Source organism: Rathayibacter sp. AY1D9 (assembly GCF_002932395.1).
GTDB lineage: Bacteria > Actinomycetota > Actinomycetes > Actinomycetales > Microbacteriaceae > Rathayibacter.
Genome location: NZ_PSVQ01000007.1, coordinates 67,330 through 90,586 on the forward strand (window position 1 = coordinate 67,330; position 23,257 = coordinate 90,586).

Genomic DNA, 23,257 nt, shown 5'->3' on the forward strand with positions numbered 1-23,257 from the left:
GGCTCAGGCGTCGCGTCCGGCGCGGTTCTTCTGCCGCCAGTAGGTGAGGGCGATGCCGGCGAGGCTGATCACGACGATGCCGACGAGGACGATGTCGATGTACTTCCCCACGAAGTCCGCGACGCCGGGGATCTGCCCGAGGAAGAAGCCGAGGAGGATCACGCCGGTGGACCAGACGGCGGCGCCGAGTGCGTTGAAGCCGACGAAGTGGCCGTAGTGCATCTTCCCGACGCCCGCGGCGACGGGGGCGAAGGTGCGCACGACCGGCACGAAGCGGGCGATGGTGACCGCCCAGCCGCCGAACCGGTCGAAGAACGACTGGGTGCGGGCGACGCTCGAGCGGCTGAAGAGCCCGCTGTCCTTGCGCTCGAAGATCCGCGGCCCGCTCGCGCGGCCGATGACGAACCCGAGCTGGTCGCCGAGGAACGCGGCGGCGGCGACCATCAGGATCACCAGCGGCACCGGCAGGGAGATCACGCCGGTCGCGACGAAGACACCGGTGAAGAAGAGGAGGGTGTCACCGGGGAGGAAGAACCCGATCAGCAGGCCCGTCTCGACGAAGGCGATCAGGCAGACCAGGGCGATCGCCCAGGGTCCGGCGCCGTCGAGGAGGGATTGGGGGTCGATCATCGGTTCTCCTTAGGAGAGGTCGGGTGGGGCTGCGTCGCGGGGATGCGGACGTCGACACCGAGGCCGTGGGGGGCGAGGTTGCGGAGTCGGAGCTCGCCGCCGGCGGCGCGGCTGAGACCGGCGACGATCGCGAGCCCGAGGCCGGCGCCGCCGTCGCGGGAGCGGGCGGCATCCGGGCGGGTGAAACGGTCAGTCGCGACCGCGAGGAACGCGTCAGGAACGCCCGGGCCGTCGTCGTCGACGGAGAGGACGATCTCTTCGGCGCGCTCGACGAGGGTCGCGCTGACGCTGCCGCCGTCGGGCGTCGCAGTGACGGCGTTCGCGAGCAGGTTGTCCAGGATCCGGCCGAAATCGGTCGGGGAGATCGGGTACCGGGCGGCGACGATCGAGGCGGGGGCGACGAAGTCGATCGCGAGGTCCCGCTCGCGGGCGAGCATCCGGGCGCGGTCGACGCTGTCGGCTACCTCCTCCCGCAGAGCCGCCGAGGAGGCGTCGCCGGTAGCGATGCCCGCGTCGATCCTCGACAGGATCAGCAGCCCGTCCGTCAGGGACTGCAGGCGGTCGATCGAGCGGCGCGCGTCGACGACATCGGCGTAGAGAGCCGCCGGATCGTCGCGGACCCGCTCAGCGAGCTCGAGCCGGGTGCGCAGCGCGGCGAGCGGGGTGCGCAGCTCGTGGCTCGCGTCGGCGACGAGCCGCCGCTCCCGGTCCGCCGACTCCCGCAGGTCCGCGATCAGCGCGTTCAGGGTCGAGGCGAGGTCGGAGAGCTCGTCGCGGGCGGGCCCGACCGGGAGCAGCTCGGTGGAGCGTCCCTGGCGCAGCCGGTCGGCGATCGCGCGCATCCTGCCGACGGGGCGCAGCGCGAGGCCGACCAGGACCCAGGACGTCACAGCGAACGCGACGAACAGGATCGCGAGGGCGATCAGGAGCGTCGTGCTGACGCCGCCGACGACGGCCTCGGCGGTGTCGCGGCTCTCCTCGATCAGCGCCTGCGACGCTCCCGAGCGGACCAGCTCGATCGTGGAGGCATCGAGGATGTGATCGAGCTGCTCGCGCACGACGACCGCGACGATCCCGAAGAACAGCATCGCGACCAGCAGGCTCGACACCGTGATCCGCACCCGGATCGACAGGGACCGCCAGCTCACGGCGTCACCCCGAGGCGATAGCCCGCACCCCGTCGGGTGAGGATCTCGACCGACGCCCCGCACGCGGCCAGCTTGCGGCGGAGGTAGCTGATGTACTGCTCCGCGATGTTGTGGTCCACGAACTCCGCCGACCCCCACACCTCGAGCAGGATCTCCTCCCGCGGCACGAAGTCCCCGGCGCGCGCCGCGAGCGCGCGGAGGACGCCGAACTCCTTGGGGCTCAGAGGCAGGACGGCGCCGTCGACCGTCGCGGCGTGCGCGTAGGGGTCGACGCGCAGATTTCCCAGCACGACCGGTGCCCGGTTCGTGAGGTGCTCTCTGCGGATCATCGCTCGGAGGCGGGCGGAGAGCTCCTCGAAGTGGAACGGTTTCGCGAGGTAGTCGTCGGCGCCCGCGTCGAGGCCGAACACGCGGTCCTGCAGGGCGTCGCGGGCGGTGAGCATGATCACCGGGAGCGTGGCACCGCTCGCGCGCAGGTGCCGGCAGATCTCGAAGCCACTCATCCCCGGGAGCATCACGTCGAGGATCGCCGCGGAGTAGTCCGCTTCGCGCGCCGAATTGAGCGCGTCGACCCCGTTCGAGAACAGGTCGACGTCGTAGCCGTCGCCGGTGAGGCCCCGCTTGATGAGCTCGCCCATCTCGACGTCGTCTTCGACGACCATCACCGCGTCACGCATCCAGGCCTCCTACGGTCATGCTCGCACCCGTGGCGCGGCGGAACCGGCCTACTCCGCGGAGATATGCGGCTTCTCAGCGGTACGCACTGCATACAAAGGCAGCACGTGCGGCCCGATGGAGCAGCACGCCCCTGGTGCGCAGACGATCTCGGACGCGGGCACCGACATGGACGCCGACCTCCGGCCGACGCGGTGCTGTGCGCTGTGCGCATTTTTGCCTGGAAGCCTTCGGCAACGTACGGGCCTGCGGCGTCCACGCAAGCCGCTGCGCGGCCGGCTCCTCCGACGTTCTCGGCACGCGGTCGCTGCGCTCCCTCACATCGCGCCGACAACCTCTCCTCCTCCGCCTTCCGGGTTGCGCTCCCACCTCCGACCCTGCTCGGCACTACGTGCCTTCCAGGCAAAAAAACGCTGGGAGAGAAGGAAGAACAACCGAGCCAGACCACCCCCGCTGGCTTGACAAACCTGATTGAGAATCTTCACCTCTCCGCGGTTCCAACCTATTTCGCTCCACCGGCTGCGTGCCACCGATCCCGGACGCGCCCTACGGGCTTATTTCGCCCGTGATCGGTGTCACTCCGCCGGCTCCACTCAAACGGTTTTCCCCGCCGGAGAGGCAAAGAAAAACGATCAGCCAGGAGCAGGAGCAACACACATGGACACCCTCGAAGCGATCCTCCGTGACCAGACGGTCACCTACCTCGTCAGCAAGAACATCCTCTGCCCGCGCACCGGGGCCGTTCTCGACTCGCGCACCTGTGTCGTCTTCAACGACGCGGACGGGGATCCCGCGGTCGTCATCTCGCCCGAGGGCTGGCAGCAGATCGCGAAGGAGCCCGCCACCCTCGACCGCCTCGCGGAGCGCGGGATTACCGTCGACATCAACACCGCGCTGGCCGCAACCCGCTGAGAGGAACAGACCATGTACCGCACCGACACCGACACCGGCCTCGCGACCCCCGATCAGGTCGCCCTCATCATCACCGACCAGCGCGCTCACTGGGACCAGAACGCCGACGACAGTCGTCATCGCGACGGGCGCTCTTCTCGCGGTCGGGCTGCGGCTGATCCTCACCTCAGGGCAGCTCCCTCCTCTGTTCTGACGAGCGGGCCGCGCTGACTTGTTGTCATGCTTACAAGTCGGACCTCGCCCACCGTCCCGCCTCCGCCCGCGCATCCCGTCAGGGCGAGCAGCAGTGCTCCTGCCAGTGCGATCCCTGCGGTCGTCCGCCTCATCGTGTCCCCCGATCACTCCGCCGCGGCACGTCGCCGGGCGCGTCACCTCGACGCCAACAGCAGCCGCCCGCCCGGACGGAGTCGTCCTGGCGGGCGGGCAGCCCCCGTCCCGGTCACGCGCGCGGGATGACCACCGAGACGCTCGCGCGCGAGGCGCCCGAGACGGCCGTGACCGTGCCGGTGCCGGCGGCGATCGAGCTCTTGCCCGTGCGGAACACCTTGGTCACCGTGGCGCCCGGGGCGACCGCGGCCGAGGACGCCGTGCCGTAGGGCGTCACGACGGTCAGATCGGCGGCCGCGCGGCCGGTGTTCGTCGCCGTCACCGTGACGACGACCTTCCCGAGGATCAGCCGCGAGGTCGCCTTCGCGGTGACGGAGGCGCCGGGCGCAACGCTCGCTCCGGCCAGCGCCGTCGTCACGCCGTCGACGCGCGCGGTGATCGAGACGGTGCCGGCGGTGGAGCCGGTGCGGATCCGGGGGAGCGCGGCGACGCCGTCGGCGCCCGACAGCACCGCGGCGGTCGTCGCTCCGCTCTCGAAGGCCGCCGGCCCGGTGATCGCGAAGCCCACCGAGCGGCCCGCGAGGGCGCGACCGGAGGAGTCGCGCACCAGCACGGACTGCGCGAGGTCGCGCGTCGTCGCGGTCGGCACGCTCTGCAGCGTCCCGCGCGCCCCCGCCGAGGCCGCGAGGGCGATGCCGTTCACCTCGATCTCGGCCACGCCCGTGGACCCGCCGTACTCGCCGGCTCCCCACGCCGTGAACACGAGCCGCAGCGCCGTCGTGGTCACCGGAGCGAACGTCGCGCGGTTCAGCACGTCGCGCTCGCGGCCGGGAGCCGCTCCGCTCACGGGAGTCCAGACGTCGCCGACCAGGTGCTCGACCCGCCACGACCGCGCGGGGATCAGCCCGCGTCCGTCGGCGTCGGCCGCGTCGCTCGCGAACAGCACCGAGGCGCTGTCGACGGTCACGGCGCTCGGCCAGCGCAGCTCGACGTGCTGCTCTCCGACCCGGGGCCAGGAGCCCCAGATCGTCGAGGCGGCGCCGTCGGCGACCGCTCCGACCGAGGTCCACGGCGAGGTGTACGAAGCGCTCGTCGACGAGGCGAGCGGAGCGATGTCGCCGACGTAGTCGGTGCACGGCACGGTCACGGTGACCGTCGCGGTCCGGGTGAGCTCGTCGATCCGGTCGACCCGCACGGACATGCCGGAGTTGAGCACTGCGCTCTCTCCGGCGAGCACGAACTCGTTCGCCTCGCTCGCGTCGCCCGGACGCTCGAGCAGGTCGCCGGCGTACGGCTGGCCCGGGTTCGAGCGCAGGATCTGCACGCCCGAGACGTCGCGGCGCACCTGGAAGGGACTCGTGTACGCGCCGCCGTCGGACGTCGTGTCGGCGCGGTCGTTGTACTGCGCCCAGTAGCGGATGCCCGTGTCCTGCGGGTCGTTCCAGGTGAGCGCACGCCGGCCGGCGGGTCCGGCTCCGAGGGTGTCGAGCGTCGTGGTGCGGGGTGCGCCGCAGACCGGCTGGCGGGTGTTCGGCAGCGTGCCCAGGCGCGCCAGCGACGGGGACGACAGCGGCAGGAACGACCAGGCGCCGCCCATCACGTCGGTCCGGTTGCCGTACTCCTCGCGGCGGCAGTCCGCGGGCAGCGGGATGGAGGCGTAGTCGCGGGTCGTGGCGCAGTTCACGCTGTAGGCGTGCGGCAGCGAGAGGTTGTGGCCGAGCTCGTGCGCGAGGAAGTACGCGTCCGGTCCGGGCTGGAACGCGCGTCCGCCGTCATCGGGATCGCCGGACTGCTCGCCGTTGGCCCAGTTCGGGCACGGGTCACCCTCAGGCACCATGGCGACCAGGTGCTTGCCCGGTCCGCGCTGCCAGCCGGTCCTCTGCGCGATCCAGTCCTGCAGTCCGCCCGTGTTCGTGCAGCCGATCGGCTGGTCGACGACCTGCCAGTCGACGACCTGGTCGAGCTCGAAGCGGATCGCCCCGCTGGTCTCGCGGGAGTAGAACCGGTCGACGATGTCGAGGGCGCGGACGGCGTCGGCGGTCGTGTACCCGCCCGGGACGGTGCCCTGCGGAGCGACGAGCGCGATCGTCACGCGGTGCGTCTGCACCTGGGCGCGCGCCGGGATCTCGACGTCGACGAAGTCGGCGTCGAGGGCGAGGGCGGCCTGCTGCGTCGTCGCGTCCGCCTCCGGCTCGATCACGGTGGGCTCGGCGTCCGGAGCCGCGACGGGGCGGTCCGGAGCGGGAGCGGGAGCGGCGGGAGCGGGGGCCACCGGAGCGGCCGCCGCTGGAGCCGCGGCGGGCCCTCCGGCGACGAGCCCGGAGGCCAGCAGCAGCCCGGTGAGCGCTCCAGGGAGCAGGGCGTGTCGTCGTCGCATGGTCGTCCTCTGGGTCGGTCCTCGCTGAGTGCCCCGAGCGGCAGCAGGCGGGGGCACGAGCTCCCGCCGACCTCCTCGCCGCTGAGGAGTCGGCTGACGTTACCGTGAACATCCGTGCAGGAACGGGCAGATGTCCCTCCGCGGCGGCCCCTTTCCGGGTGGGGACCAGAAATGACGAAGGCCGGGAGCGGGACCCCGGCCTTCAGCGACGATCAGATCTCGGTGTGCCCCAGATCCGCCGCGTCCAGCAGTCGGATTTCGGTCTCACATGCAGGGGTCGCAGGTGGGGGAGGGCCGGCCTTCCAGCCGGCCCGCGAGGGGCAATCCCCTCACACTCCCCGGCATCCCCGTTCCGGGGGCGCGAGCTGCACTCGCGCAGCGGCGACGGAGCGCCGCCCAGAGGTTCGGCCGGCGGTGCCGGCCGCCGTTGGTCGCCCTACGGGCTCACACACTTTTTTGCCGTGAAGCCTTCGGCGGCTCCCTCCGCTTCGCTGCGGTCGTAGCTACCTACGGGCTCCGTTCAAGTGGCTGCGCCACCGGCTCCTCCGAGACTTTCGGCACGCGGTCGCTGCGCTCCCTCACATCGCGCCGAAACTCTCTCCACCGCCGCCCTGCGGGTTGCACTGCGCCCTCCGGTTGCTCAGGCGGAGAACCGCCTTCACGGCAAAAAAACGATGAGGAAGAGGAAGAACATGCAGCAGATCACCACCGTCAGCACCTTCGTCCCGGCCGCAAACGAGGACGGGATGCAGAGCCAGTTGCGCCGGATCGCCGAGCGCGACGTCGACCTCTCAGGTCTGGCACGCAACGGGTGGGCGCTGGCACACACCGCCACGATCCCCGGCCCCGAGGGCGTCATGTTCGTGGACACCCTCACCCGCACCGAATCCTGACCCGCACCACCACCGAGGAGCAAACGCCATGTCCGACACCATCACCACCAGCCCCGCGGCCGAGGAGCCGACCCTCTGGGGCGCGGTGGCCGAGTTCGCGTCCGTGTTCTCCCACGGAGACACCGCCGACGAGCTGGCCGTGCGACTCAGCTGCGCCGAGGTCGACGCGCTGGCCGGACTCCTGCGAGCATTCGGACGAGATGAGGCCGCGGACCTGTGGATCGCGGAGCACGCGAGCGACGACGACGAGGGCGACGCCCACACCCCGGAAGGAACCCACCGATGAGCGAGCAGCAGCAGACCACGCCCGACCCGGCGGCGACCTACCAGGCGGCCGTCGCGGCTTTCGCGGCCACGCTCTCCGACCCGGCCGTCACGGAAGCGATCGCTCCGACGCTGCCGTGCTGGCGCGCGACGGGCATCATCGACCTCCTCACCCAGGCCGGACACACCGACGCCGCCCAGAAGTGGGCCGAGCTGCACGCCTGGTCCCCGGTCAACGACGAGCACGACCCGCATCGCGGCGACCGCTGGGACGACTGATGCTCACCGACTGGCGCAAGGTCTGTGTTCGTTCTGCGCGGTGTTCGGATTATGGCGCGGTCTCATCAGTCGCTAGAGCGGCGCTCTCGCGAGCCGCGTGAGCCTGCTGATGGCGGTAGAGCGTCGCTCGACTCCAGCCGACGAGTCGAGCGGCGTCCTCAGCGGTCCGGCCACGCGCTCGCGCGTCCGCGGCGATGGCGAGTTTGTCCGCGATCACGACCGGATCCGACAGGGGCCGACCGAATTGGGTTCCGTTCGCGCGAGCGGCGGCGATGCCAGCGTTGACTCGTTCAACGGTTGAATTTCAGGACAGGGCAGGAGGGCCCGTTCGCGTCGGTGCGCTGCTGTTGATCCCTGAGGTGACGGCTCTGTGGTGCAATAACGTCATGGCCTCGACTCTGTGTCCCTACTGCTCGAAGTACAGCCATGTGACTCCTCGATGGGGACGAATCTCTGGCAACGCGACACAGCTTCGGTTCGCTGCCACATGCGACAACTGCTCGGGTCTTGTCATCGGGATGGGTGTCGATACGAATAACGGCCTAGCTGCCGTCGATGACACAGTAGACATGAGCTACATCACACGGGCGATCGCAAAGGTTGAGACCGCTCTCGCCTGGCTGCCGCTCGCGGCCGAGGCTCCTGAGATCGAGGACGTTCCTGTCGCTATCGCCCGCGCCGCGAAGGAGGCCTACACCAGCGTCAGCATCGGCAACTACATGGCGGCGATCCTCATGGCACGCACCGTCATCGAGGCGACGGCGAAAGCCAGTGGCATCACGTCCGGCGACTTGTCGAAGAAGATCAACGCGCTACGCGATAAGCAACTGATCCGCCCTTCGATCGCTGACCAGGCGCACGAGGTGCGGTACTTCGGGAACGACATGGCGCACGGCGATATTGAGGATGCGCCGGACCAACTCGATGCGGAAGAAATTCTTGCTCTGATGGGTCAGGTGCTGAACGAGGTGTTCCAGGGCCCCGCTCTGATGCTCAGGATCCGCGCTCGACGCACCGGAGCCGCCGCGACGCAAGAAGCCTGACCGATCAGGAAAGCCAGACCCTCAGTGAAGTCCGGCGTCCGCCTCATTCGATGCCAGGGCCCCGGCCCGGTCCCGCGTGAGCCGTGGACTCAGTCGGACGAAGACGACCATGCCCACGAGCTCCACGAGGGTCTGCGTGACGACGACGACCGGAGCGAGCGCGAGTGATGCGGGCAGCGCGAGCGCGAGCGGCAGCACGACGAGAGAGTTGCGGGTCGCGCCGCTGAATACGAGTGCGCGGGTCGCGGAGTTCTCGAGGCGGAAGAGTCGCGCGATGCCCAGTCCGGCGGCGGCCATGACGACGAGGAAGCCCGCGTAGATGGGGACGAGGACGAGCAGCTGTCCGGCGGCCGCGCCGACGGCGCCGGATTGGGAGGCGACGACGACGCATCTTCAACAGTCGACTGCACCCAGCGCCAGCCTGACTCCGCGGGCCGCGCTGCTTGTCCGCAGATCCCGCGTCCGTCAATTCCGGCGTCGGCGTTCGATGAGGATCGTGTCGCGCCAGGTGCCGTCTGCGGGTCCGTACGCCATTAGGGCGATGCGTTCGCGGGTGCCGACGCGGCGGAATCCGGCTCGGTCATGGAGGGCGAGGCTGGCGGTGTTCTCGGGGAAGATGCTCGACTGGATCGTCCAGAGTTCGGCGGCGTCCGCTGCATCGATGAGTGCCTGTAGGAGCGCTGCGCCGATGCCGCGGCCGCAGGCGGCGGCGGCGATGTAGACGGAGTGCTCGACCACTCCCCGGTAGACGGGTCGGCTCGACACGGGGGAGAGCGCCGCCCATCCGAGGACACGGTCGCCGTCGACGGCGACCAGGCGCCCGACGTCGAGCTTCCCCGCGTCAAACGTCTCCCAGGTCGGCGGTTCGGCCTCGAAGGTGGCGTGCCCGGTCGCGATGCCCTCGCGGTAGATCGCCTCGACCGCCGCCCAGTCCTCGGGGAGCATCGCCCGGATCGCGATCATGAGCAGCAGCTTCCTCCAGCGGATCCGATGTCGGTGGAGCAGACGCCGGTCTCGGGGAGCACGAGCTGGACGCGTCGGGCGGCGGCGTGGTCGCCCGCGAGCTCGTCCGCGATCGAGCGGACCTGCTCGTAGCCGGTGACGAGGAGGAAGGTCGGGGCGCGGCCGTAGGACTTCATGCCGGCGATGAAGAAGTTCGGTTCGGGGTGGGCGAGTTCGGCGACGCCGTGCGGGTCGACGGTGCCGCAGGAGTGCAGGTTGGGGTCGATGAGGGTCGCGAGGGCGCGGGGTGCTTCCACGATTTCGTCCAGGGAGACGCGGATCTCGCGCAGCATGTCGAGGTCGGGCCGGAACCCGGTGGCCTGCACGACGACGTCGGCCTCGATGCTCTCGCGTTCCTTCCGGCGGCGTCCCCTCACAGCGACGCGGCCGGTGGTGGTCTTCTCGAGGCGGTCGATCTCGAAGCGGTCCAAGAGGGTGATCGCGCCGTCGCGGACGAGCTGGTGGACGGTGCCGCCGAGCTTGCCGCGCTCCTCCAGCTCGTCATCGCCAGAGCCGAAAACGCGCAGCGGGCTGATACCGCGAATCGCCCACGTGATCCTCGTGCCCGGTTCCTCGCGGGCGAGTCGGGCGAGCTTGATGAGGGTGTTCGCGGCGGAGTGGCCGGCGCCGACGACGAGGACGCTTTTCCCGGCGAAGCGGGCGCGGTCGGCGCCGAGCACGTCCGGCAGTGCGTGGCTGAGGTGCTCCGCGACGTCGGCGGCGCCGATGGGGTCGAGGCCAGCGGAGGCGAGGGCGTTGGGGGTCGAGTAGGTGCCGGAGGTGTCGATGACGGCGCGGGCGGTGACGTCGACGGCGCCTTCCGGGGCGTCCAGGCGCAGCAGGAACGGAGTGGCGGCGCGGCCGGTGGAGCGGGTGCGGTCCATGCCCTCGCGGGTCACGGCCGTGACGCGGGAGCGGTAGCGGATGACGGGGGCGAGCTGCGGGGTCGCGGCGAGCGGGGCGAGGTAATCGCGGACGAACTCGTGCCCGGTGGGCAGCTTCTTCGCGGCGGGCGCCTCCCAGCCGGCGGCGTCGAGCAGGCGTCCGGCGGCAGCATCGACCAGGTACTCCCACGGGGAGAACAGTCGGGTGTGGCCCCACTGCTGCACCGCGGCTCCGGCGCTCTCGCCGGCCTCGTAGACGATGACGTCCAGGCCCCGCTCGAGCAGCTGCGCGGCAGCGGCCAGGCCGACAGGGCCGGCGCCGATGACGGCGACGGGCAGGCCGGTGAGGCGGCGCTCGTCGGTGCGGGGCGGGACGGTCAGCAGCATGGTCACAGGTGCACTCCTCAACATCGACGGCCATCGATGGATCGAGTCTGCCCCGCTATATCGATGGCTGTCAATGTGTGGGAGGGTGGAGGCATGGCGACGATCGAGCTGACTCCCACCGCGGCGGCGGCTGAGTGCTGCGCGCCGCTCGCGCGCGAGCCGCTGAGTGCCGAGGGCGCAGAGCTACTGGCCCGGGCGCTGAAGGCGATGGCAGATCCGGCGAGGCTCCGCCTGGTGTCGATCGTCGCGTCGAGCAGCTCGGGCGAGGTGTGCGTGTGCGACTTCACGGAGCCGGTCGGGCTGAGCCAGCCCACGGTGTCGCACCACTTGAAGATCCTCGTGGACGCCGGGATCCTGGCCCGCGAGAAGCGCGGCACGTGGGCGTACTTCTCCCTCGTTCCCGGCGCGCTCGACTCTCTCGCGGGGATGCTCACCCGCGTCTGATCAGGCGGCCGTGACCCTCGCCGCAAGGGCGTCGACGCGCGCGGCGAGCTCGTCGTAGGCGGCATCGAACGCGGCGTCCGTGCCGGCAGGCACCGGGTCGGGGATCGACCAGTGCAGCACCTCCGAGCCGAGCTCCTCGTGCGCGGCGTCGCAGACAGTGATCACGAGGTCGGTGTCGGCGGCGACGTCCGCGAACTGCTGCGGAGCATTCCCTGTCAGCGTCAGGCCGTGCCGCTCGGCAGTCGTGATGGCGCCAGCCGCGATCGCCGCGGCGGGGTGCGTGCCGGCGGATGCCACGGGGATCGAGCTGCGCTGCGCCCAGAGCTGCGCGGCGAGCTGGGAGCGGGCGGAGTTCGCGGTACACACGAACAGCACCCGCCGCGCGGCCGCGGTGGTCGAGGGCCCGAGCTGGTCGAACGCCCCGGGGATCAGGTGGACGTAGCTGCGGCGCCGGTCCGCCTCCGAGCGGCGACGAAGGATCATGCCCTCGCGCTCGAGGACGGCGAGGTGGTGCGCGACGAGGTTCGAGGGCATGCCGAGGCGGTCCTGCAGCTCCCGCGGCGCGAGGTCTCCGAGGGTGAGGAGGTCCGTGATCCGCAGCCGCGCGGGGTCGCTGAGGGCTGCGTGCCGGGCGGCGCGCGCTTCCAGTTCGGTTCGCTCGGTGTTCATTGACTCAATCTTGACTGAGTGATTGCGAGCGGTCAAGATGGCCGACGACATGGACACCACTTCCCCTCCTTCGCTCGCTCGTCGGGCCGTGGCCGAGTTCCTCGGCACCGGTCTGCTCGTGGCGATCGTCGTCGGTTCCGGCATCGCCGCCCAGTCGCTCTCCCCGGACGACGTCGGCTTGCAACTGCTGGAGAACTCCCTCGCGACCGCGCTGGGACTGGCGGTGCTGATCCTCGTCTTCGGCCCGGTGTCGGGGGCGCACTTCAACCCGCTCGTCTCCGCCGTCGACGCGCTGCTCGGTCGTCGCGACCGTACCGGCCTGCTGGGGCGGGAGCTGGCAGTGTTCGTGGGCGCGCAGCTGCTCGGAGGCATCGGCGGCGCGGTCCTCGCGAACGCGATGTTCGAAATCCCGTCCTCGATCGCGACGACGGAGCGAGTCACCGCCGGGCACCTGCTCGGGGAGGTCGTCGCCACTGCGGGCCTGGTCCTCGTGATCCTCTCCCTCGCCCGCACGAACCGCGGCCCGCTCGCGGCGGCCGCGGTCGGCGCGTACATCGGTGCGGCGTACTGGTTCACGTCCTCGACCTCGTTCGCGAACCCCGCCGTGACCCTCGGCCGCGTCTTCACCGACACCTTCGCCGGCATCGCCCCCACCTCCGTCCTGCCCTTCATCGGCGCGCAGCTTGTCGGTGCCGCGATCGGCGTCGGCATCGCCGTGTTTCTCTTCCCGGGCGCCGCCCGGGCCGCCGGGGACCTCGTGGTCCCGGCCGCCTCGACCTCCTCGCACGTTTGATCCGAAAGGCCTTCTGATGCATCTCGTCGCCATCGGCGGCAGCGACGCGGGGATCTCCGCCGCGCTGCGCGCCCGCGAGCTCGACCCGTCCGTCGACGTGACCGTCGTCGTCGCCGACTCCTACCCGAACTTCTCCATCTGCGGGATCCCGTACTACTTCTCCCGCGAGGTCCAGCCCTGGCAATCGCTCGCGCACCGCACCCACGCCGACCTCGAGGCCACCGGCATGACCCTGCGCCTGGACACCTTCGCGACCGACATCGACGTCGCCGGACAGCAGCTCACCGTCCGCACCCCCGACGGCACACTTGACCGGATCGGGTACGACGAGCTGATCGTCGGCACCGGCGCCCTCGCCTCCTCCGCCGGCATCGCCGGATTGGACGAGCTGGGGCCGGACGACGGGGTGCACGTGCTGCACTCAATGGGCGATACCTTCGCGCTCGAGCGGTACCTCGACAGCCGCGACCCGCAGACCGCGATCATCGTCGGCGCCGGCTACGTCGGCCTCGAGATGGCCGAAGCCCTCACCGTCCGAGGCCTCCAGGTCACGCAGCTCCAGCGCGGCCCGGAGGTGCTCTCCACTCTCGATCCCGAACTCGGCGCCCTCGTCCACACCGAGCTGACCGAGCGCGGCGTGGAGGTCCTCACCCGCGCGACTGTCGCTTCGATCGAGAAGACCGCGACCGGCCTCGCCGTGCACGCCGACCACGACGGCACACCCCTCACCCGCACCGCCGACGTCGTGCTCCTGGTCGTCGGAGTGAAGCCGAACACCGACCTGCTCGCCCGCGCGGGAGCGTCCCTGGGCGCCGGCCGCGCCGTCGTCGTGGACGAGGCGATGCGCACCGGCCTCCCGCACGTGTTCGCCGCGGGCGACGGAGTGACCACGCACCATCGCCTGCTCGGCAGCACCTACCTGCCGCTGGGCACGACCGCGCACAAGCAGGGCCGGGTCGCGGGCGAGAACGCCCTTGGCGGCGATGCCCGGTTCGCCGGCTCCGTCGGCACGCAGGTCGTGAAGGTCTTCGATCTCGTCGCCTCCCGTACTGGCCTGCGCGAGCACGAGGCCCTCGCCGCCGGTTTCTCTCCGGCGACGACGACCGCGGTCGCGGACGACCACAAGCGCTACTACCCGGGCGCGCAGCCCATCACGATCCGCATCACCGGCGACACCCGCGACGGTCGGCTGCTCGGCGCGCAGCTCGTCGGCCGCCTGGGCACCGAGACGGCGAAGCGCGTCGATACCTACGCGACCGCCCTGTTCGCCGGGCTCACCGTCGAGCAGGTCTCCGACCTCGACCTCTCGTACACACCCCCGCTCGGCTCCCCGTGGGATGCCGTGCAGATCGCCACCCAGACCTGGACCCGCACCACTACCGGAAGCAGCATCCCCGCATGACCGAGAAGCCCACCGTCCTCTTCCTCTGCCAGCACAACGCCGGCCGCTCCCAGCTCGGCGCAGGCCTGCTCGAAGTCCTCGCCGGGGACCGCTTCACCGCCACCTCCGCCGGCCTCTCGCCCGCCGACACGGTGAACCCTGCGATCGCGGCGACCGTCGCCGAACTCGGCCTGGACATCAGCGACCGCACCCCTCGCGCCGTCACGGTCGAGGACCTCGAGACCGCCGACATCGTCGTCGCGATGAAGCCCGGCCTCGCTCTCCCCGCGACTCCCACCGGCCGGTTCCTGGAGTGGAAGTTCCCCGACCCGACCGACTGGAGCGCCGAGAACGTCCGCCCCCTCCGCGAGGCCGTCGCTGCTCGAATCCGGACGGAGCTCCTCGACTAGACGCGACACGGAGCGGCATCAGGATGCCGCCACAGAAAGCCGAAAGTCGCCGGCTCGCTCCAGCCCACTACGGTCTGTCGCGCTCTTGAGCGCGACCCTCCGGCTCGGCCGTACCTTCAGCCACACCGTGCGGTGCATCCATCGGTTCAGACTGCAGCTCTGTTCGGAGTGGGATGTAGGCCGACCAGTCTCGTTGGGCGGTGGTGGCCCACCGGTTGAGCGATTGGGCTCCGATGCCGGTGAGTTCCTCGAGGGGGCCGAGCGGGATCTTGCCGGCGAGGTTGAAGCGGGCTGCGCTGCGCAGTCGTGTAGCGCTGAAGCTGTGCCGTTTCAGCTCGGATCCGAGGGTGGACGGCTGCACCGGCTGTCCGGCTTTCATCGAGGGGAACAGCCATCCTTGTTCGGGCTCTTCGGGCCAGGGGCGGGGAGCATCTCGGAGTTCGAGCGTGAGCTGCGCCAGGACCGGCGGGAGCCGGACGGGTTCGTCTCCCAGTCGGATTGAGACGCTGTTGTGGAGTTCGCTGACGTCGATCTGGGCGCGGGTAAGGGTGACCAGGTGGGTCAAGCGTTGCCCGAAGAGGGCGACGAGCAGGCCCGCGACTCGGGCACGGAGCGGGATGCTTTCGTCCTCGCAGAGCGTGGTGATCGCGGCGAGGAGTTCGGTCTGGGTATGGCCCGGGCTGGGTGTGGCGGGCTGGCGGATGACCAGCTCGACATCGCCGAGGAGGCGGGCGCCGTGTGCCCACCTTAGGAACGCACTGAGGGCGTTCTGGTCCATGTGCTCATCGAGGACGAACTGCTCCAGCTGCGCTTGACGCACCGATCCGAGGTCGGTGTTGGAGTGCGCGAGGTGGCGGAGGAAGAGGTCGGCGGCCTCGATCTTCTGACGAGCTCGGCTTGCCGCGGAGATGCTCAACGGCGATCGCGCGGCGCGTCTGCGCAGGTCGTTGATGATCTCCCAGGTGGCATAGCGGCGCAGCAGTGGCCGGTGCTCGGCGGATGCCGCGGCTATCGCCGCGTCGACGCGCCGCTCGGCGCGGACGAGGCGTTCGTCGCGGCCGGGCAGCAACCCGACCGCGACCAGCAGATCTCGGACGTGGTCGACTGCTCGTCTGGGTGTGGCGCGATCGAGACTGTCGTGGTTGAGGGCGAGGCGGTCATTGACGAAATCTCGGATGAGGGTCGCGCTGGCGCTTCGTGTGGTCCAGGCGGCGAGGGTGTGGCTGCGGTGTGAGGCGAGGAGGTAGTCGCGCAGCGGCTGGAACACCTCGTTGATGGTTCCGTCGTCGCGCGTGATCAACGTCAAGCTGCGGACCCGGACAGCGCAGGGCGCGCAGAGGCGTCCGATGAGGTCCGTCTCCCCGCCGCAGTCGCGGCAGCCGAACCGAGCAGGGACTCCTGCGCAGCTGGCGCAGCACGGCTGACCCGCGGTGTCGAGGTAGGCGATGATGCGCGACTGGCCGCAGGTCCGGCAGGGGAGAGGGACGCGTCGGATCTGGTTGTAGCAGCGCAGGCAGTGCGCTCCGCCGAGGAGGTAGCCGGTGATCTTCGCGGTCTGCCCGCAGCTGCTGCAGGGCAGCACGGTCCCTGTGGCGCAGCGGGCACAGACAGGCCCGTCGATCGTGCGTTCCTGGATCAGTCCGGGACGGTTGCAGCGGCTGCAGATCTTGCGCGCCTCTGGCCGGTGACGCCAGCAGCTCGAGCAGATGCCGCCCTCGGCTGCGCGGGCCATGATCGTGCGGTGTCGACCGCAGCCAGCGCACTCGCGTCGGCCCGCGGCGCCTTCGCAGCGACCGCAGACCCGTCTCCCGTCGGCGAGCGTCTTCGTCAGCAGCCGGGCATCGCCACAACTCAGGCACCGCGGAAGCACGACCTGCACCAGCCCGTCACGAGTGAGGTCGTGCAGAAAGCGCTGCGCGACGCGCGGCATGAAAGCGTCACCCGACACTGCAAAATCGGGACGGCCCTGAACGTAGTGCCGCAGCCGCGTCTGACTGTTCGACGTCGGCACGTACCGCTCCACCAACTCCTTGACCTCGGCGACCGTCAGGGTCATGAAGACATCGCAGGATCGGTGCAGACGCTCGACCAACACGGTGACTTGGTCGCTACGTGGGGGCGTCACCGAGGCGTGTCAGTCCGCGCGGCGGATGGTCGCCGGAATGGGGCGTAGATCCCCGATCGAGGGTCCCTTGCGGCGCCCGGCAGCGGTTGCAGCGACCTGTGTCACGGTCCCGGTCTTGGTGAAGGTGACCAGCTCCGCCGGGCTGCAGTCGAGGATGTCGCAGAGCGCTCCGAACACATCCATGTTCAGCCGTGCCGGCTTGGAGGTCACCAGGCGATAGATCTGCTCGCGGGAGAGTTGGACTCCCCGCTCGCTCAGCAGAGGCACCAGATCCGTCGTCTTGAACAGACCCTTCTGAGCCATCAGCTGGCGGAGGTTCCATGTCATCTCGATTGCGGTCATCGCGTGCTCTCCTCCTGATAGACGTTCGCTAGCGCGCGCGCCAGGATCCGATTCTTGTAGTCGTTGCTGACCGAGGTGTAGAGCGCCGTTGTCGACGAGTAGGCGTGGCCGACCTGCTCCTGAACGAAGCGCTCGGGGTACCCGAACTCGATCAGATGCGTGACGTATGAGTGGCGCAGGCTGTGCAGGGTGAGCGCCGGATCGAGCCCCGCGCCCTCGCGCAGCACCGCGAACCGAGAGTCCAGGTGGCGGACCGAGACTCGGGCTCTGCGTTCCGTCAACCAGACCGCTGAGCTGTCCGTCTCGCCATAGAGAGGCCGCGCCTGCTCCACCCACTGGCGAAGGCCGTGGATCGCCCACTCGAACTCCGGAACCGCGAGCACCGAGCGACGGCGGGCAGGACCGCCGCGTCGGGACTTCCCGTGACGGACATGCACCATCCCGTAGGTCCCCCATGCGGGTGCTTCTGGGTTCGGATGCAGATCGGTCACGTCCAGCATCCGCGCTTCATTACGGCGCAGACCGAACGCGTAGATGGTCTTCAACATCTGCGCATCCCGCAGAGCCCCCAACGCGCCCTTCTTACCCTGCTCAGTGATCCGGTCGATCTCCGCGTCCACGTGGGCGAAGAAGACCTCGAGCTCGTCGTAGCTGAACGGGCGCCGCGCGGGCCGCGCCTCGAACTCGGCAACGTGAGCGTGGGTGTTCCAGTCGTGACAGACCTGCACCGGGTGCGTGCCGAACCGCTCCTCACAGACCACCGGCCAGTCGTAGCGGGGATCGGTGATGAACGCCGAGAACCCGCGGATCATCAGGTGATAGCTGCGGATCGTCGACTTCGCGAGCGGCTTCGGACCCGACAACAGCGACGCAGTGAACTCCTCGACATCTGCCGCACGCCAGTTCCACGGATAGTCATCAAGGAACAGCCGCAGACGACGAATCAACCCGAGACGGCTGGAAACGGTAACCACGTCCAGACCGCGAGCGCGCATCTGCCGCTCCCACCCCGTCAACATCTCCTGGAACGTCTGCTGCTCCGGCGCGATCAACGTCACCGGCGCCAACGCCCGAAGCGTTCGATCCATCACCACACCACCCGATCTGACTGCAACAAAGTTGCATCAAATGCATCATAACGTGGCGGTGACGACACGCAGACGTAGGAGTCAATCGGCTGTTCGAAGCGATTCCGAGCCACGCGGCGCTCATCTCGCCATTCCGAGGGGGCGAGCCCCCTCGGCTCCCCCGTGAATCCCGGTTCCGGGCGCTGCCGCGACGGCGACGGAGCGCCGCACGATGGAGCCGCTTCGCGACCGAGCTTGGAGCGGCCTTGTTCACCTCTCCGCGGTCCGACCCTAATTCGCTTCGCCGGCTGCGTGCCACGGATCCCCGACGCGGTCGCGTGCTCCCTTGTACCGCCAGGGATCCGCGGCACTTCGCCGTCTCCGCTCGAACGGATCTACCCGCCGGAGAGGCAAACAAAAACGATCAGTCAGACTCAGCAGTGACAGACGTCAAGTCGGGAGAATCGAGATGATGCAGCAGAAGCAACTTGGCCTGATTGTCTACTCGAAGCCGTCGTGCGTGCAGTGCACCATGACCTACCGGGTGCTCGAGAAGAAGGGCATCGAGTACACCACCGTCGACATCACCACCAACCCCGCAGCGCTCGCGTACGTCACGGAGGAGCTGGGCTATTCCGCCGCCCCCGTGGTCGTCGCGAGCGACCAGGACCACTGGTCGGGCTTTCGCCCCGACCTCATCGAGAAGCACGCCGCATGACCGGCCCGAACGTCACTGGCGACGACTACCGGGCCGGGTACCTCGCCGGACAGGCCGACCGGCAAGGCGAAGTCGACTGGCTGGAGAACGAGGCCGACCGGCTCTACCGCCTCGCCTACGGCGACGAGCGCCGCGTCCCCGCCCTCACCGTCACGCGCGCCGAGCTCGAACAGCGCAGAGCGCTGTCCGAGCCGCCCGTGGAAGTCACCCGCCGCGACGCTCTGGCGTCCTGGGGCATCGAGACACCCGCCACCGACACCCCGGCGGCCGCGGCCGCGGCCGAGAACCCGTCGACGTCGACGGGACCCACCAACCGCACGAGCAGGAGACGTCAGATGAGCACCAGGACCATCACCGGCAACCTCGCCGCCGACCCCGAGGCCGTGCAGGCGGGCCGCGTGCAGATCGTGAAGCTGCGCGTCATCGAGAACACCGGCGAATACCGCGCGGGGGAGTGGACCCCGCACGACGCCCCGACCACGCACTACGTGGAAGCGAAGTTCGAACTGGGCGAGCACGTGCTCGCCTCCCTCCACAAGGGAGACGGCGTGATCGTCGTCGGCTACGAGCGCACCGTCGCCTGGGGCGAAGGCGAGAACCGCCGCACCGGCCGCGTCCTCGAAGCCGACGCCATTGGCCCCAACCTCACCCGCGCGACCGCCGTCGTCACCACAACCACCCAGCGCGCACCCCGCCGCAGCGCCGCCCCCGCGGCTGAGTAAGTTGGTCGGCATGTGGGACGGGATCGCTCTGCTGCTGGCCGTGACAGGTGCCGCGCTCGTCGTCGCCGGTATCGTGCCGCTTTATCGCGACTCCGAGATCCACTCCGCGCAAGTGTCCGAGGTCGCGGTCGACAAGCGCGCTCGGGCCCGCGGCGCTCTCCTGGCTGCCGTTGTTCTCTTCTCCGCAGCGGCCGTCGCACTCCTCGCCGGGACGGCCTGAGCCCCTACTCCGAGACGTCCGCGATCCGGAGCGCGGAGAGGATGACGTGATCCTCCGGAATCGCCGCGCGCACTTCCGCGATCGCCGAGGCCGACGTCACCGCGATGATCTTCTTCTACGGGCGATATTCGCGATTGTCCGTGGTCGAGGGCGGCGGCCCCGGATTTGGCTGCTGATAACTGCCCACACCGAGTGAGGCCAGTCCGGCGGACACCGCCGCACCCACGACGCGGGCGACGAACGCTACTGACTTCCCGACGAGCTTCAACGCTGTTGCCATCACGGAACCATCACCTTCAGGACTGGATGGCAACGCTAGTGGCTTGGAGCCGCCCGGTGCTCTACTCGAGCCGTCCGCGATCCGGAGCACGTAGAGGATGACGTGATCCTCCGGAATCGACGCGCGCACTTCCGCGATCGCCGCGCACTGCGCCGATACGACTCGCTCGAGCAAGTGGGTTGGCGTCACCGGCCCGTGAGGGGCGATCCCCTCACACTCCCCCCCTGAAGCGGTCGCTCGGGGGAGCGGCTGTGTTCGTTCCTCGCGCTGGTCAGCGCCAGTGGGCGAGTTCGCTTGCCATCAGCAGTCGAGCACGAGCGAGGAGCCCGCGCACAGCAGCTGGGGTTAGGTCGAGGTCGAGAGCGATCTCGTCGTAGCTGAGCTCGTGCAGCTGCCGCAGCTCCCAGCAGCGACGCTGCAGCACCGGCAGCTTCTCGAGCACCCGCCGAGCGTCCGCCGCGAGAACGGCGCATCGGCCGGCGGCTTCGGGGTCGTCCTTTTCGAGCGCCGGCAGTTCCTCGTTCAGCTCCGACCGGCGCGCGGATGCGGGCGCGCGGAGGCGGTCGATGCTGCGCCGGCGGGTCGTGGTCGCCAGCCAGCCGGCGATCGTGTCCCCGTCGATCACGTTGTCGATGTGCGTCCATGCGGCGAGGAACGTCTCCTGCACCACGTCATCGACGTCGGCGGAGCTTCCGAGGGTTCGCGACGCGATCGCTCGCAGCAGACGCGAGTAGCGGTTCACGATCGCCGCGAACGCGCGGTCATCGCCCGACGCGGCGCGGATGACGAGCACCCGGTCCGAGTCCATCGGCAACGCGGGCAGGGTCCCGTGATCGAGCAGTACGGCAGGAGCGGTGGCTCGCGTCTGAGGTCGTGCGGTGGCGAGCATGCGGGGCTCCGGTCGTCGAAAAGTATGTGTCCGCATACTTCGTAACAGAGGCACGTATCGATGACCCAGGCCTTGACCTCAATGCAGGGGCGTATATAAACGACAGATTCGACCCTAATCGGCAATTGTCGTTCTTCAGGGCGTGATCCCGGTCCGGGGCGCGAGCTGCACTCGCGCAGCGGTGACGGAGCGCCGCCGAGGGGAGGCCGCGATGTGGCCCGTTCCACCCGTTTTCTTCACCTCTCCGCGGTTTCAACCTATTTCGCTCCACCGGCTCCGTGCCACCGAGAGCGGACGCGCCCTGCGGGCTTATTTCGCCCGCTATCGGCGTCACTACGCCGCCTCCACTCAAACGGTTTTCCCCGCCGGAGAGGCAAAGAAAAACGATCAGCCAGAGGGAGCACCCACACCATGCAGACCGCCACCGACTTGCAGACCACCGCGAAGACCTACCTCACGCTCGCGAAAACCCGCGCGGTCGACGTCCGCGTCGTGGGCACCGACCCCAAGACGACGCCCTCGGTACACGTCACCCGCCGCAAGTCCGGGGTCTGGGAGGCGTGGCACTCCGACCAGCTGCACGGCATCACCAGCGGCTCGTTCCGCCACTGCGTCGCCCACGCCCGCCGCGCAGCGATCCGCCGCGTCGCCCCGTTCCTGAACCGCTGAGAGGACCACACCATGACCCGCACCGACACCGGCCGCGCAAGCGCCGACCAGCTCGCCCTCATCCTCGCGACCAGCCGCGACGAGGACCCGGAGAACGCCACCGCGACCGACGCGGAGATCCTCGCGCACACCCGCAATACGCTCGGACTGCCGGGGGAGTGCGGACCCGGCGGGATGCCTGTCTACGACGACGGTACCGCCGAGGCCGCCGCGTTGATCGCGTTCCTGACGCCCGCCGAGTAGCGCGGGGGAGGGGCCGGCCTTCGGGCCGGCCACGAGGGGCGATCCCCTCGCGCTCCCCCGTGTTCCGCCGGAGGCGGGACGCGAGCTCCGCACGCGCAGCGGTGACGGAGCACCGCCGGCGGGAGCCGCTACGCGGCAGGTCCTTTGCTCGCCTGGTTGCTGGCCTGGCTCACGCTCGGCATCGCGTTCCTCGTGGGACACGCGGTCATGCGTGGTCATCGGTCGCGAGGAAGTCAGACCTCCGGCGCCCAGATGTCGACTACGCCGGCCTGCAGGCGCATCTCGCCGAGTTTCAGTTGCTTGCGAAGACGAAGCCGGGTGTAGGGAACCAGGACCACCAGCGCGATGCCCTCCCGATGTTCCGACTCGACTCGGATGGCATCACCGCTCCCGCTGATCGTGACCACGCTGACGTACGCGACCGCCCGTAACGACTGCCGGTTCTCTCTGCTCGCACGCCGGAGCTCGTCGAGGTCCGCCTGGGACGAGTTGTTCCCGCGACCCGGCTCCGGCCCCACCATGCTCAGAACGCTGCGCCCGTCGGTGTCGATCGAGGCGGAGAACGGGCCCAGCTCACCGCGCTTTCCGAGAGCCTCAACGGCGCGAGTCATCGTCAGATCGAGCAGGCCGTCGAGATCCTCTTGCGCTTCGGCTGATGCCGTCTCACGCCACATCATCATCTGCACACAGTGCCACAGGCCGCAGTCTCGCGCTGGACGGAACCGCGGTCGCGTATACGGCGAAGGCCACACCCGTCTCCCCGGTCGGGGGCGCGAGCTGCGCTCGCGCAGCGGTGACGGAGCACCGCCGGCGGGAGCCGCTGCGCGGCGCGTTTCTAGGTTTTCTTCACCTCTCCGCGGTTTCAACCTATCTCGCTCCATCGGCTGCGTGCCACCGATCCCGGACGCGCCCTTCGGGCTTGTTTCGCCCGGGATCGGCGTCACTCCGCCGACTCCACTCAATTGGTTTTCACTCGCCGGAGAGGCAAAGAAAAACGATCAGGAAGACGACAAAAGCCCCGTAGTTGGTCTAGAACCACGGGACTTGTCACCTTCATGGTCGCACACCGATTGAGGAGAAACCATCGTGACTATCACCACCGGAACCGGGACCGTTCAGCACATCGACCCGACCGTCCTCGTGATCGAGGCGAACGTCCGCACCAGCGCCCCGATCACCAAGGACTTCATCGCGTCGATCCGCGAGAACGGAGTCATCACCCCGGTCCTCGCCCGCCGCGACGAGCACGGCAACGTCATCGTCCGCGCCGGACAGCGCCGCACCCTCGCCGCCCGCGAGGCCGGAGTCGCCACCATCCCCGTCTACGTCGTGGAGGGCGACGAGACGACCGCGGACCGGATCGTGCAGCAGATCATCGAGAACGACCAGCGCGCCGAGCTGAGCGTCGCGGACCGCACCGCCGCGTGGGCGCAGCTCGCGTTCGAGGGCGTGTCCGCCGCAGCG

General features: G+C 69.7%; 29 protein-coding genes and 1 pseudogene. 16 read left to right on the forward strand and 14 right to left on the reverse strand.

The window, feature by feature from the left end; translation table 11 throughout:
• Positions 1-3 precede the first annotated feature (3 nt).
• The 3 genes from C5C50_RS05245 to C5C50_RS05255 are packed head-to-tail and all read right to left on the reverse strand — an operon-like array spanning position 4 to position 2,455.
• Positions 4-630 carry a DedA family protein gene (locus C5C50_RS05245; RefSeq protein WP_104250829.1) on the reverse strand — a complete coding sequence of 209 codons (627 nt, stop codon included), beginning with the start codon at positions 628-630 and terminating at the stop codon, positions 4-6.
• On the reverse strand, positions 627-1,778 hold the full coding sequence (locus C5C50_RS05250) for a HAMP domain-containing sensor histidine kinase (RefSeq protein ID WP_258067669.1): 1,152 nt from the start codon (positions 1,776-1,778) through the stop codon (positions 627-629). Before C5C50_RS05250 ends, C5C50_RS05245 begins: the two co-directional genes overlap by 4 nt.
• Positions 1,775-2,455 carry a response regulator transcription factor gene (locus C5C50_RS05255; RefSeq protein WP_104273021.1) on the reverse strand — a complete coding sequence of 227 codons (681 nt, stop codon included), beginning with the start codon at positions 2,453-2,455 and terminating at the stop codon, positions 1,775-1,777. The genes C5C50_RS05250 and C5C50_RS05255 overlap by 4 nt, the downstream gene beginning before the upstream one ends.
• A 655-nt stretch (positions 2,456-3,110) precedes the next feature.
• Here C5C50_RS05255 and C5C50_RS05260 point away from each other — a divergent pair.
• Positions 3,111-3,365 (forward strand): hypothetical protein, encoded by a 255-nt coding sequence (locus C5C50_RS05260; RefSeq protein ID WP_104223237.1) that lies wholly within the window; start codon positions 3,111-3,113, stop codon positions 3,363-3,365.
• A gap of 12 nt (positions 3,366-3,377) precedes the next feature.
• Positions 3,378-3,575 (forward strand): hypothetical protein, encoded by a 198-nt coding sequence (locus C5C50_RS05265; protein WP_104273022.1) that lies wholly within the window; start codon positions 3,378-3,380, stop codon positions 3,573-3,575.
• A gap of 229 nt (positions 3,576-3,804) precedes the next feature.
• On the opposite strand, the gene C5C50_RS16885 is transcribed toward C5C50_RS05265, so the two are convergent.
• A complete protein-coding gene (locus C5C50_RS16885) occupies positions 3,805-6,069 on the reverse strand; it encodes an Ig-like domain-containing protein (protein ID WP_181133892.1) in 2,265 nt (754 codons plus the stop codon).
• A 692-nt stretch (positions 6,070-6,761) separates the two neighbouring features.
• On the opposite strand from C5C50_RS16885, the gene C5C50_RS05275 reads away from it, so the two are divergent.
• From C5C50_RS05275 to C5C50_RS05285, 3 genes are read left to right on the forward strand one after another with little or no spacing between them, the layout of a single operon-like run.
• Complete coding sequence (locus C5C50_RS05275) at positions 6,762-6,962, forward strand: hypothetical protein (RefSeq protein ID WP_104273023.1); 201 nt, start codon at positions 6,762-6,764, stop codon at positions 6,960-6,962.
• A 28-nt stretch (positions 6,963-6,990) separates the two neighbouring features.
• Positions 6,991-7,248, forward strand: a complete 258-nt coding sequence (locus tag C5C50_RS05280; RefSeq protein WP_056045777.1) for a hypothetical protein — start codon at positions 6,991-6,993, stop codon at positions 7,246-7,248.
• On the forward strand, positions 7,245-7,505 hold the full coding sequence (locus C5C50_RS05285; RefSeq protein ID WP_104273024.1) for a hypothetical protein: 261 nt from the start codon (positions 7,245-7,247) through the stop codon (positions 7,503-7,505). Before C5C50_RS05280 ends, C5C50_RS05285 begins: the two co-directional genes overlap by 4 nt.
• A gap of 49 nt (positions 7,506-7,554) precedes the next feature.
• Here C5C50_RS05285 and C5C50_RS17260 read toward each other — a convergent pair.
• Positions 7,555-7,800: pseudogene (locus C5C50_RS17260) on the reverse strand (recombinase family protein); the annotation flags it as partial.
• A 274-nt stretch (positions 7,801-8,074) separates the two neighbouring features.
• Here C5C50_RS17260 and C5C50_RS16895 point away from each other — a divergent pair.
• Positions 8,075-8,548 carry a DUF4145 domain-containing protein gene (locus C5C50_RS16895; protein WP_181133894.1) on the forward strand — a complete coding sequence of 158 codons (474 nt, stop codon included), beginning with the start codon at positions 8,075-8,077 and terminating at the stop codon, positions 8,546-8,548.
• Positions 8,549-8,569: 21 nt separating this feature from the next.
• Here the strand turns inward: C5C50_RS16895 and C5C50_RS05300 are convergent, their stop codons facing one another.
• The 3 genes from C5C50_RS05300 to C5C50_RS05310 all read right to left on the reverse strand — a co-directional run bounded on the left by C5C50_RS05300 (position 8,570) and on the right by C5C50_RS05310 (position 10,821).
• The gene (locus C5C50_RS05300) at positions 8,570-8,845 is read right to left on the reverse strand and encodes a hypothetical protein (RefSeq protein ID WP_219814076.1); all 276 of its coding nucleotides are present in this window, start codon (positions 8,843-8,845) and stop codon (positions 8,570-8,572) included.
• 168 nt (positions 8,846-9,013) lie between these two features.
• Positions 9,014-9,511 carry a GNAT family N-acetyltransferase gene (locus C5C50_RS05305; RefSeq protein ID WP_258067671.1) on the reverse strand — a complete coding sequence of 166 codons (498 nt, stop codon included), beginning with the start codon at positions 9,509-9,511 and terminating at the stop codon, positions 9,014-9,016.
• Entirely contained in the window at positions 9,508-10,821 is a 1,314-nt protein-coding gene (locus tag C5C50_RS05310) for an NAD(P)-binding domain-containing protein (protein ID WP_258067675.1), read from the reverse strand. Before C5C50_RS05310 ends, C5C50_RS05305 begins: the two co-directional genes overlap by 4 nt.
• A gap of 93 nt (positions 10,822-10,914) precedes the next feature.
• Between C5C50_RS05310 and C5C50_RS05315 the strand changes: the two genes are divergently transcribed.
• Positions 10,915-11,265, forward strand: coding sequence for a metalloregulator ArsR/SmtB family transcription factor (locus C5C50_RS05315; RefSeq protein WP_104273028.1), 351 nt, complete (start codon positions 10,915-10,917; stop codon positions 11,263-11,265).
• Here C5C50_RS05315 and C5C50_RS05320 read toward each other — a convergent pair whose 3' ends face one another.
• The gene (locus C5C50_RS05320; protein ID WP_104273029.1) at positions 11,266-11,934 is read right to left on the reverse strand and encodes a helix-turn-helix domain-containing protein; all 669 of its coding nucleotides are present in this window, start codon (positions 11,932-11,934) and stop codon (positions 11,266-11,268) included. It abuts the gene before it with no gap.
• Between the two features lie 49 nt (positions 11,935-11,983).
• On the opposite strand from C5C50_RS05320, the gene C5C50_RS05325 reads away from it, so the two are divergent.
• From C5C50_RS05325 to C5C50_RS05335, 3 genes are read left to right on the forward strand one after another with little or no spacing between them, the layout of a single operon-like run.
• On the forward strand, positions 11,984-12,727 hold the full coding sequence (locus C5C50_RS05325; RefSeq protein ID WP_104273047.1) for an MIP/aquaporin family protein: 744 nt from the start codon (positions 11,984-11,986) through the stop codon (positions 12,725-12,727).
• Between the two features lie 16 nt (positions 12,728-12,743).
• Entirely contained in the window at positions 12,744-14,129 is a 1,386-nt protein-coding gene (locus C5C50_RS05330) for an FAD-dependent oxidoreductase (RefSeq protein WP_104273030.1), read from the forward strand.
• Positions 14,126-14,518, forward strand: coding sequence for a low molecular weight phosphatase family protein (locus C5C50_RS05335; RefSeq protein WP_104273031.1), 393 nt, complete (start codon positions 14,126-14,128; stop codon positions 14,516-14,518). The genes C5C50_RS05330 and C5C50_RS05335 overlap by 4 nt, the downstream gene beginning before the upstream one ends.
• Before the next feature lie 67 nt (positions 14,519-14,585).
• On the opposite strand, the gene C5C50_RS05340 is transcribed toward C5C50_RS05335, so the two are convergent.
• From C5C50_RS05340 to C5C50_RS05350, 3 genes are all read right to left on the reverse strand, one after another.
• Positions 14,586-16,574 (reverse strand): hypothetical protein, encoded by a 1,989-nt coding sequence (locus C5C50_RS05340; protein WP_181133895.1) that lies wholly within the window; start codon positions 16,572-16,574, stop codon positions 14,586-14,588.
• A 78-nt stretch (positions 16,575-16,652) separates the two neighbouring features.
• Positions 16,653-16,985 carry a helix-turn-helix transcriptional regulator gene (locus C5C50_RS05345; RefSeq protein WP_104273033.1) on the reverse strand — a complete coding sequence of 111 codons (333 nt, stop codon included), beginning with the start codon at positions 16,983-16,985 and terminating at the stop codon, positions 16,653-16,655.
• The gene (locus C5C50_RS05350) at positions 16,982-18,073 is read right to left on the reverse strand and encodes a tyrosine-type recombinase/integrase (RefSeq protein ID WP_181133897.1); all 1,092 of its coding nucleotides are present in this window, start codon (positions 18,071-18,073) and stop codon (positions 16,982-16,984) included. Before C5C50_RS05350 ends, C5C50_RS05345 begins: the two co-directional genes overlap by 4 nt.
• Positions 18,074-18,521: 448 nt before the next feature.
• Here C5C50_RS05350 and nrdH point away from each other — a divergent pair, with 448 nt between their 5' ends.
• From nrdH to C5C50_RS05365, 3 genes are read left to right on the forward strand one after another with little or no spacing between them, the layout of a single operon-like run.
• Positions 18,522-18,770 carry a glutaredoxin-like protein NrdH gene (gene nrdH / locus C5C50_RS05355; protein ID WP_308471830.1) on the forward strand — a complete coding sequence of 83 codons (249 nt, stop codon included), beginning with the start codon at positions 18,522-18,524 and terminating at the stop codon, positions 18,768-18,770.
• Positions 18,767-19,492 carry a single-stranded DNA-binding protein gene (locus C5C50_RS05360; RefSeq protein WP_104273034.1) on the forward strand — a complete coding sequence of 242 codons (726 nt, stop codon included), beginning with the start codon at positions 18,767-18,769 and terminating at the stop codon, positions 19,490-19,492. Before nrdH ends, C5C50_RS05360 begins: the two co-directional genes overlap by 4 nt.
• Before the next feature lie 10 nt (positions 19,493-19,502).
• The gene (locus C5C50_RS05365) at positions 19,503-19,712 is read left to right on the forward strand and encodes a hypothetical protein (protein ID WP_146078828.1); all 210 of its coding nucleotides are present in this window, start codon (positions 19,503-19,505) and stop codon (positions 19,710-19,712) included.
• A gap of 551 nt (positions 19,713-20,263) precedes the next feature.
• On the opposite strand, the gene C5C50_RS05370 is transcribed toward C5C50_RS05365, so the two are convergent.
• Complete coding sequence (locus tag C5C50_RS05370; protein WP_104304988.1) at positions 20,264-20,881, reverse strand: RNA polymerase sigma factor; 618 nt, start codon at positions 20,879-20,881, stop codon at positions 20,264-20,266.
• Positions 20,882-21,292: 411 nt separating this feature from the next.
• Between C5C50_RS05370 and C5C50_RS05375 the strand changes: the two genes are divergently transcribed.
• On the forward strand, positions 21,293-21,550 hold the full coding sequence (locus tag C5C50_RS05375) for a hypothetical protein (RefSeq protein WP_104273037.1): 258 nt from the start codon (positions 21,293-21,295) through the stop codon (positions 21,548-21,550).
• A 12-nt stretch (positions 21,551-21,562) separates the two neighbouring features.
• Positions 21,563-21,793 (forward strand): hypothetical protein, encoded by a 231-nt coding sequence (locus C5C50_RS05380; RefSeq protein ID WP_104273038.1) that lies wholly within the window; start codon positions 21,563-21,565, stop codon positions 21,791-21,793.
• A 233-nt stretch (positions 21,794-22,026) separates the two neighbouring features.
• Here the strand turns inward: C5C50_RS05380 and C5C50_RS05385 are convergent, their stop codons facing one another.
• A complete protein-coding gene (locus C5C50_RS05385) occupies positions 22,027-22,473 on the reverse strand; it encodes a hypothetical protein (RefSeq protein ID WP_104288908.1) in 447 nt (148 codons plus the stop codon).
• 406 nt (positions 22,474-22,879) lie between these two features.
• On the opposite strand from C5C50_RS05385, the gene C5C50_RS05390 reads away from it, so the two are divergent.
• Positions 22,880-23,257 (forward strand): ParB/RepB/Spo0J family partition protein (locus tag C5C50_RS05390; protein ID WP_146085865.1); only part of this gene is annotated, 378 nt, incomplete at its 3' end.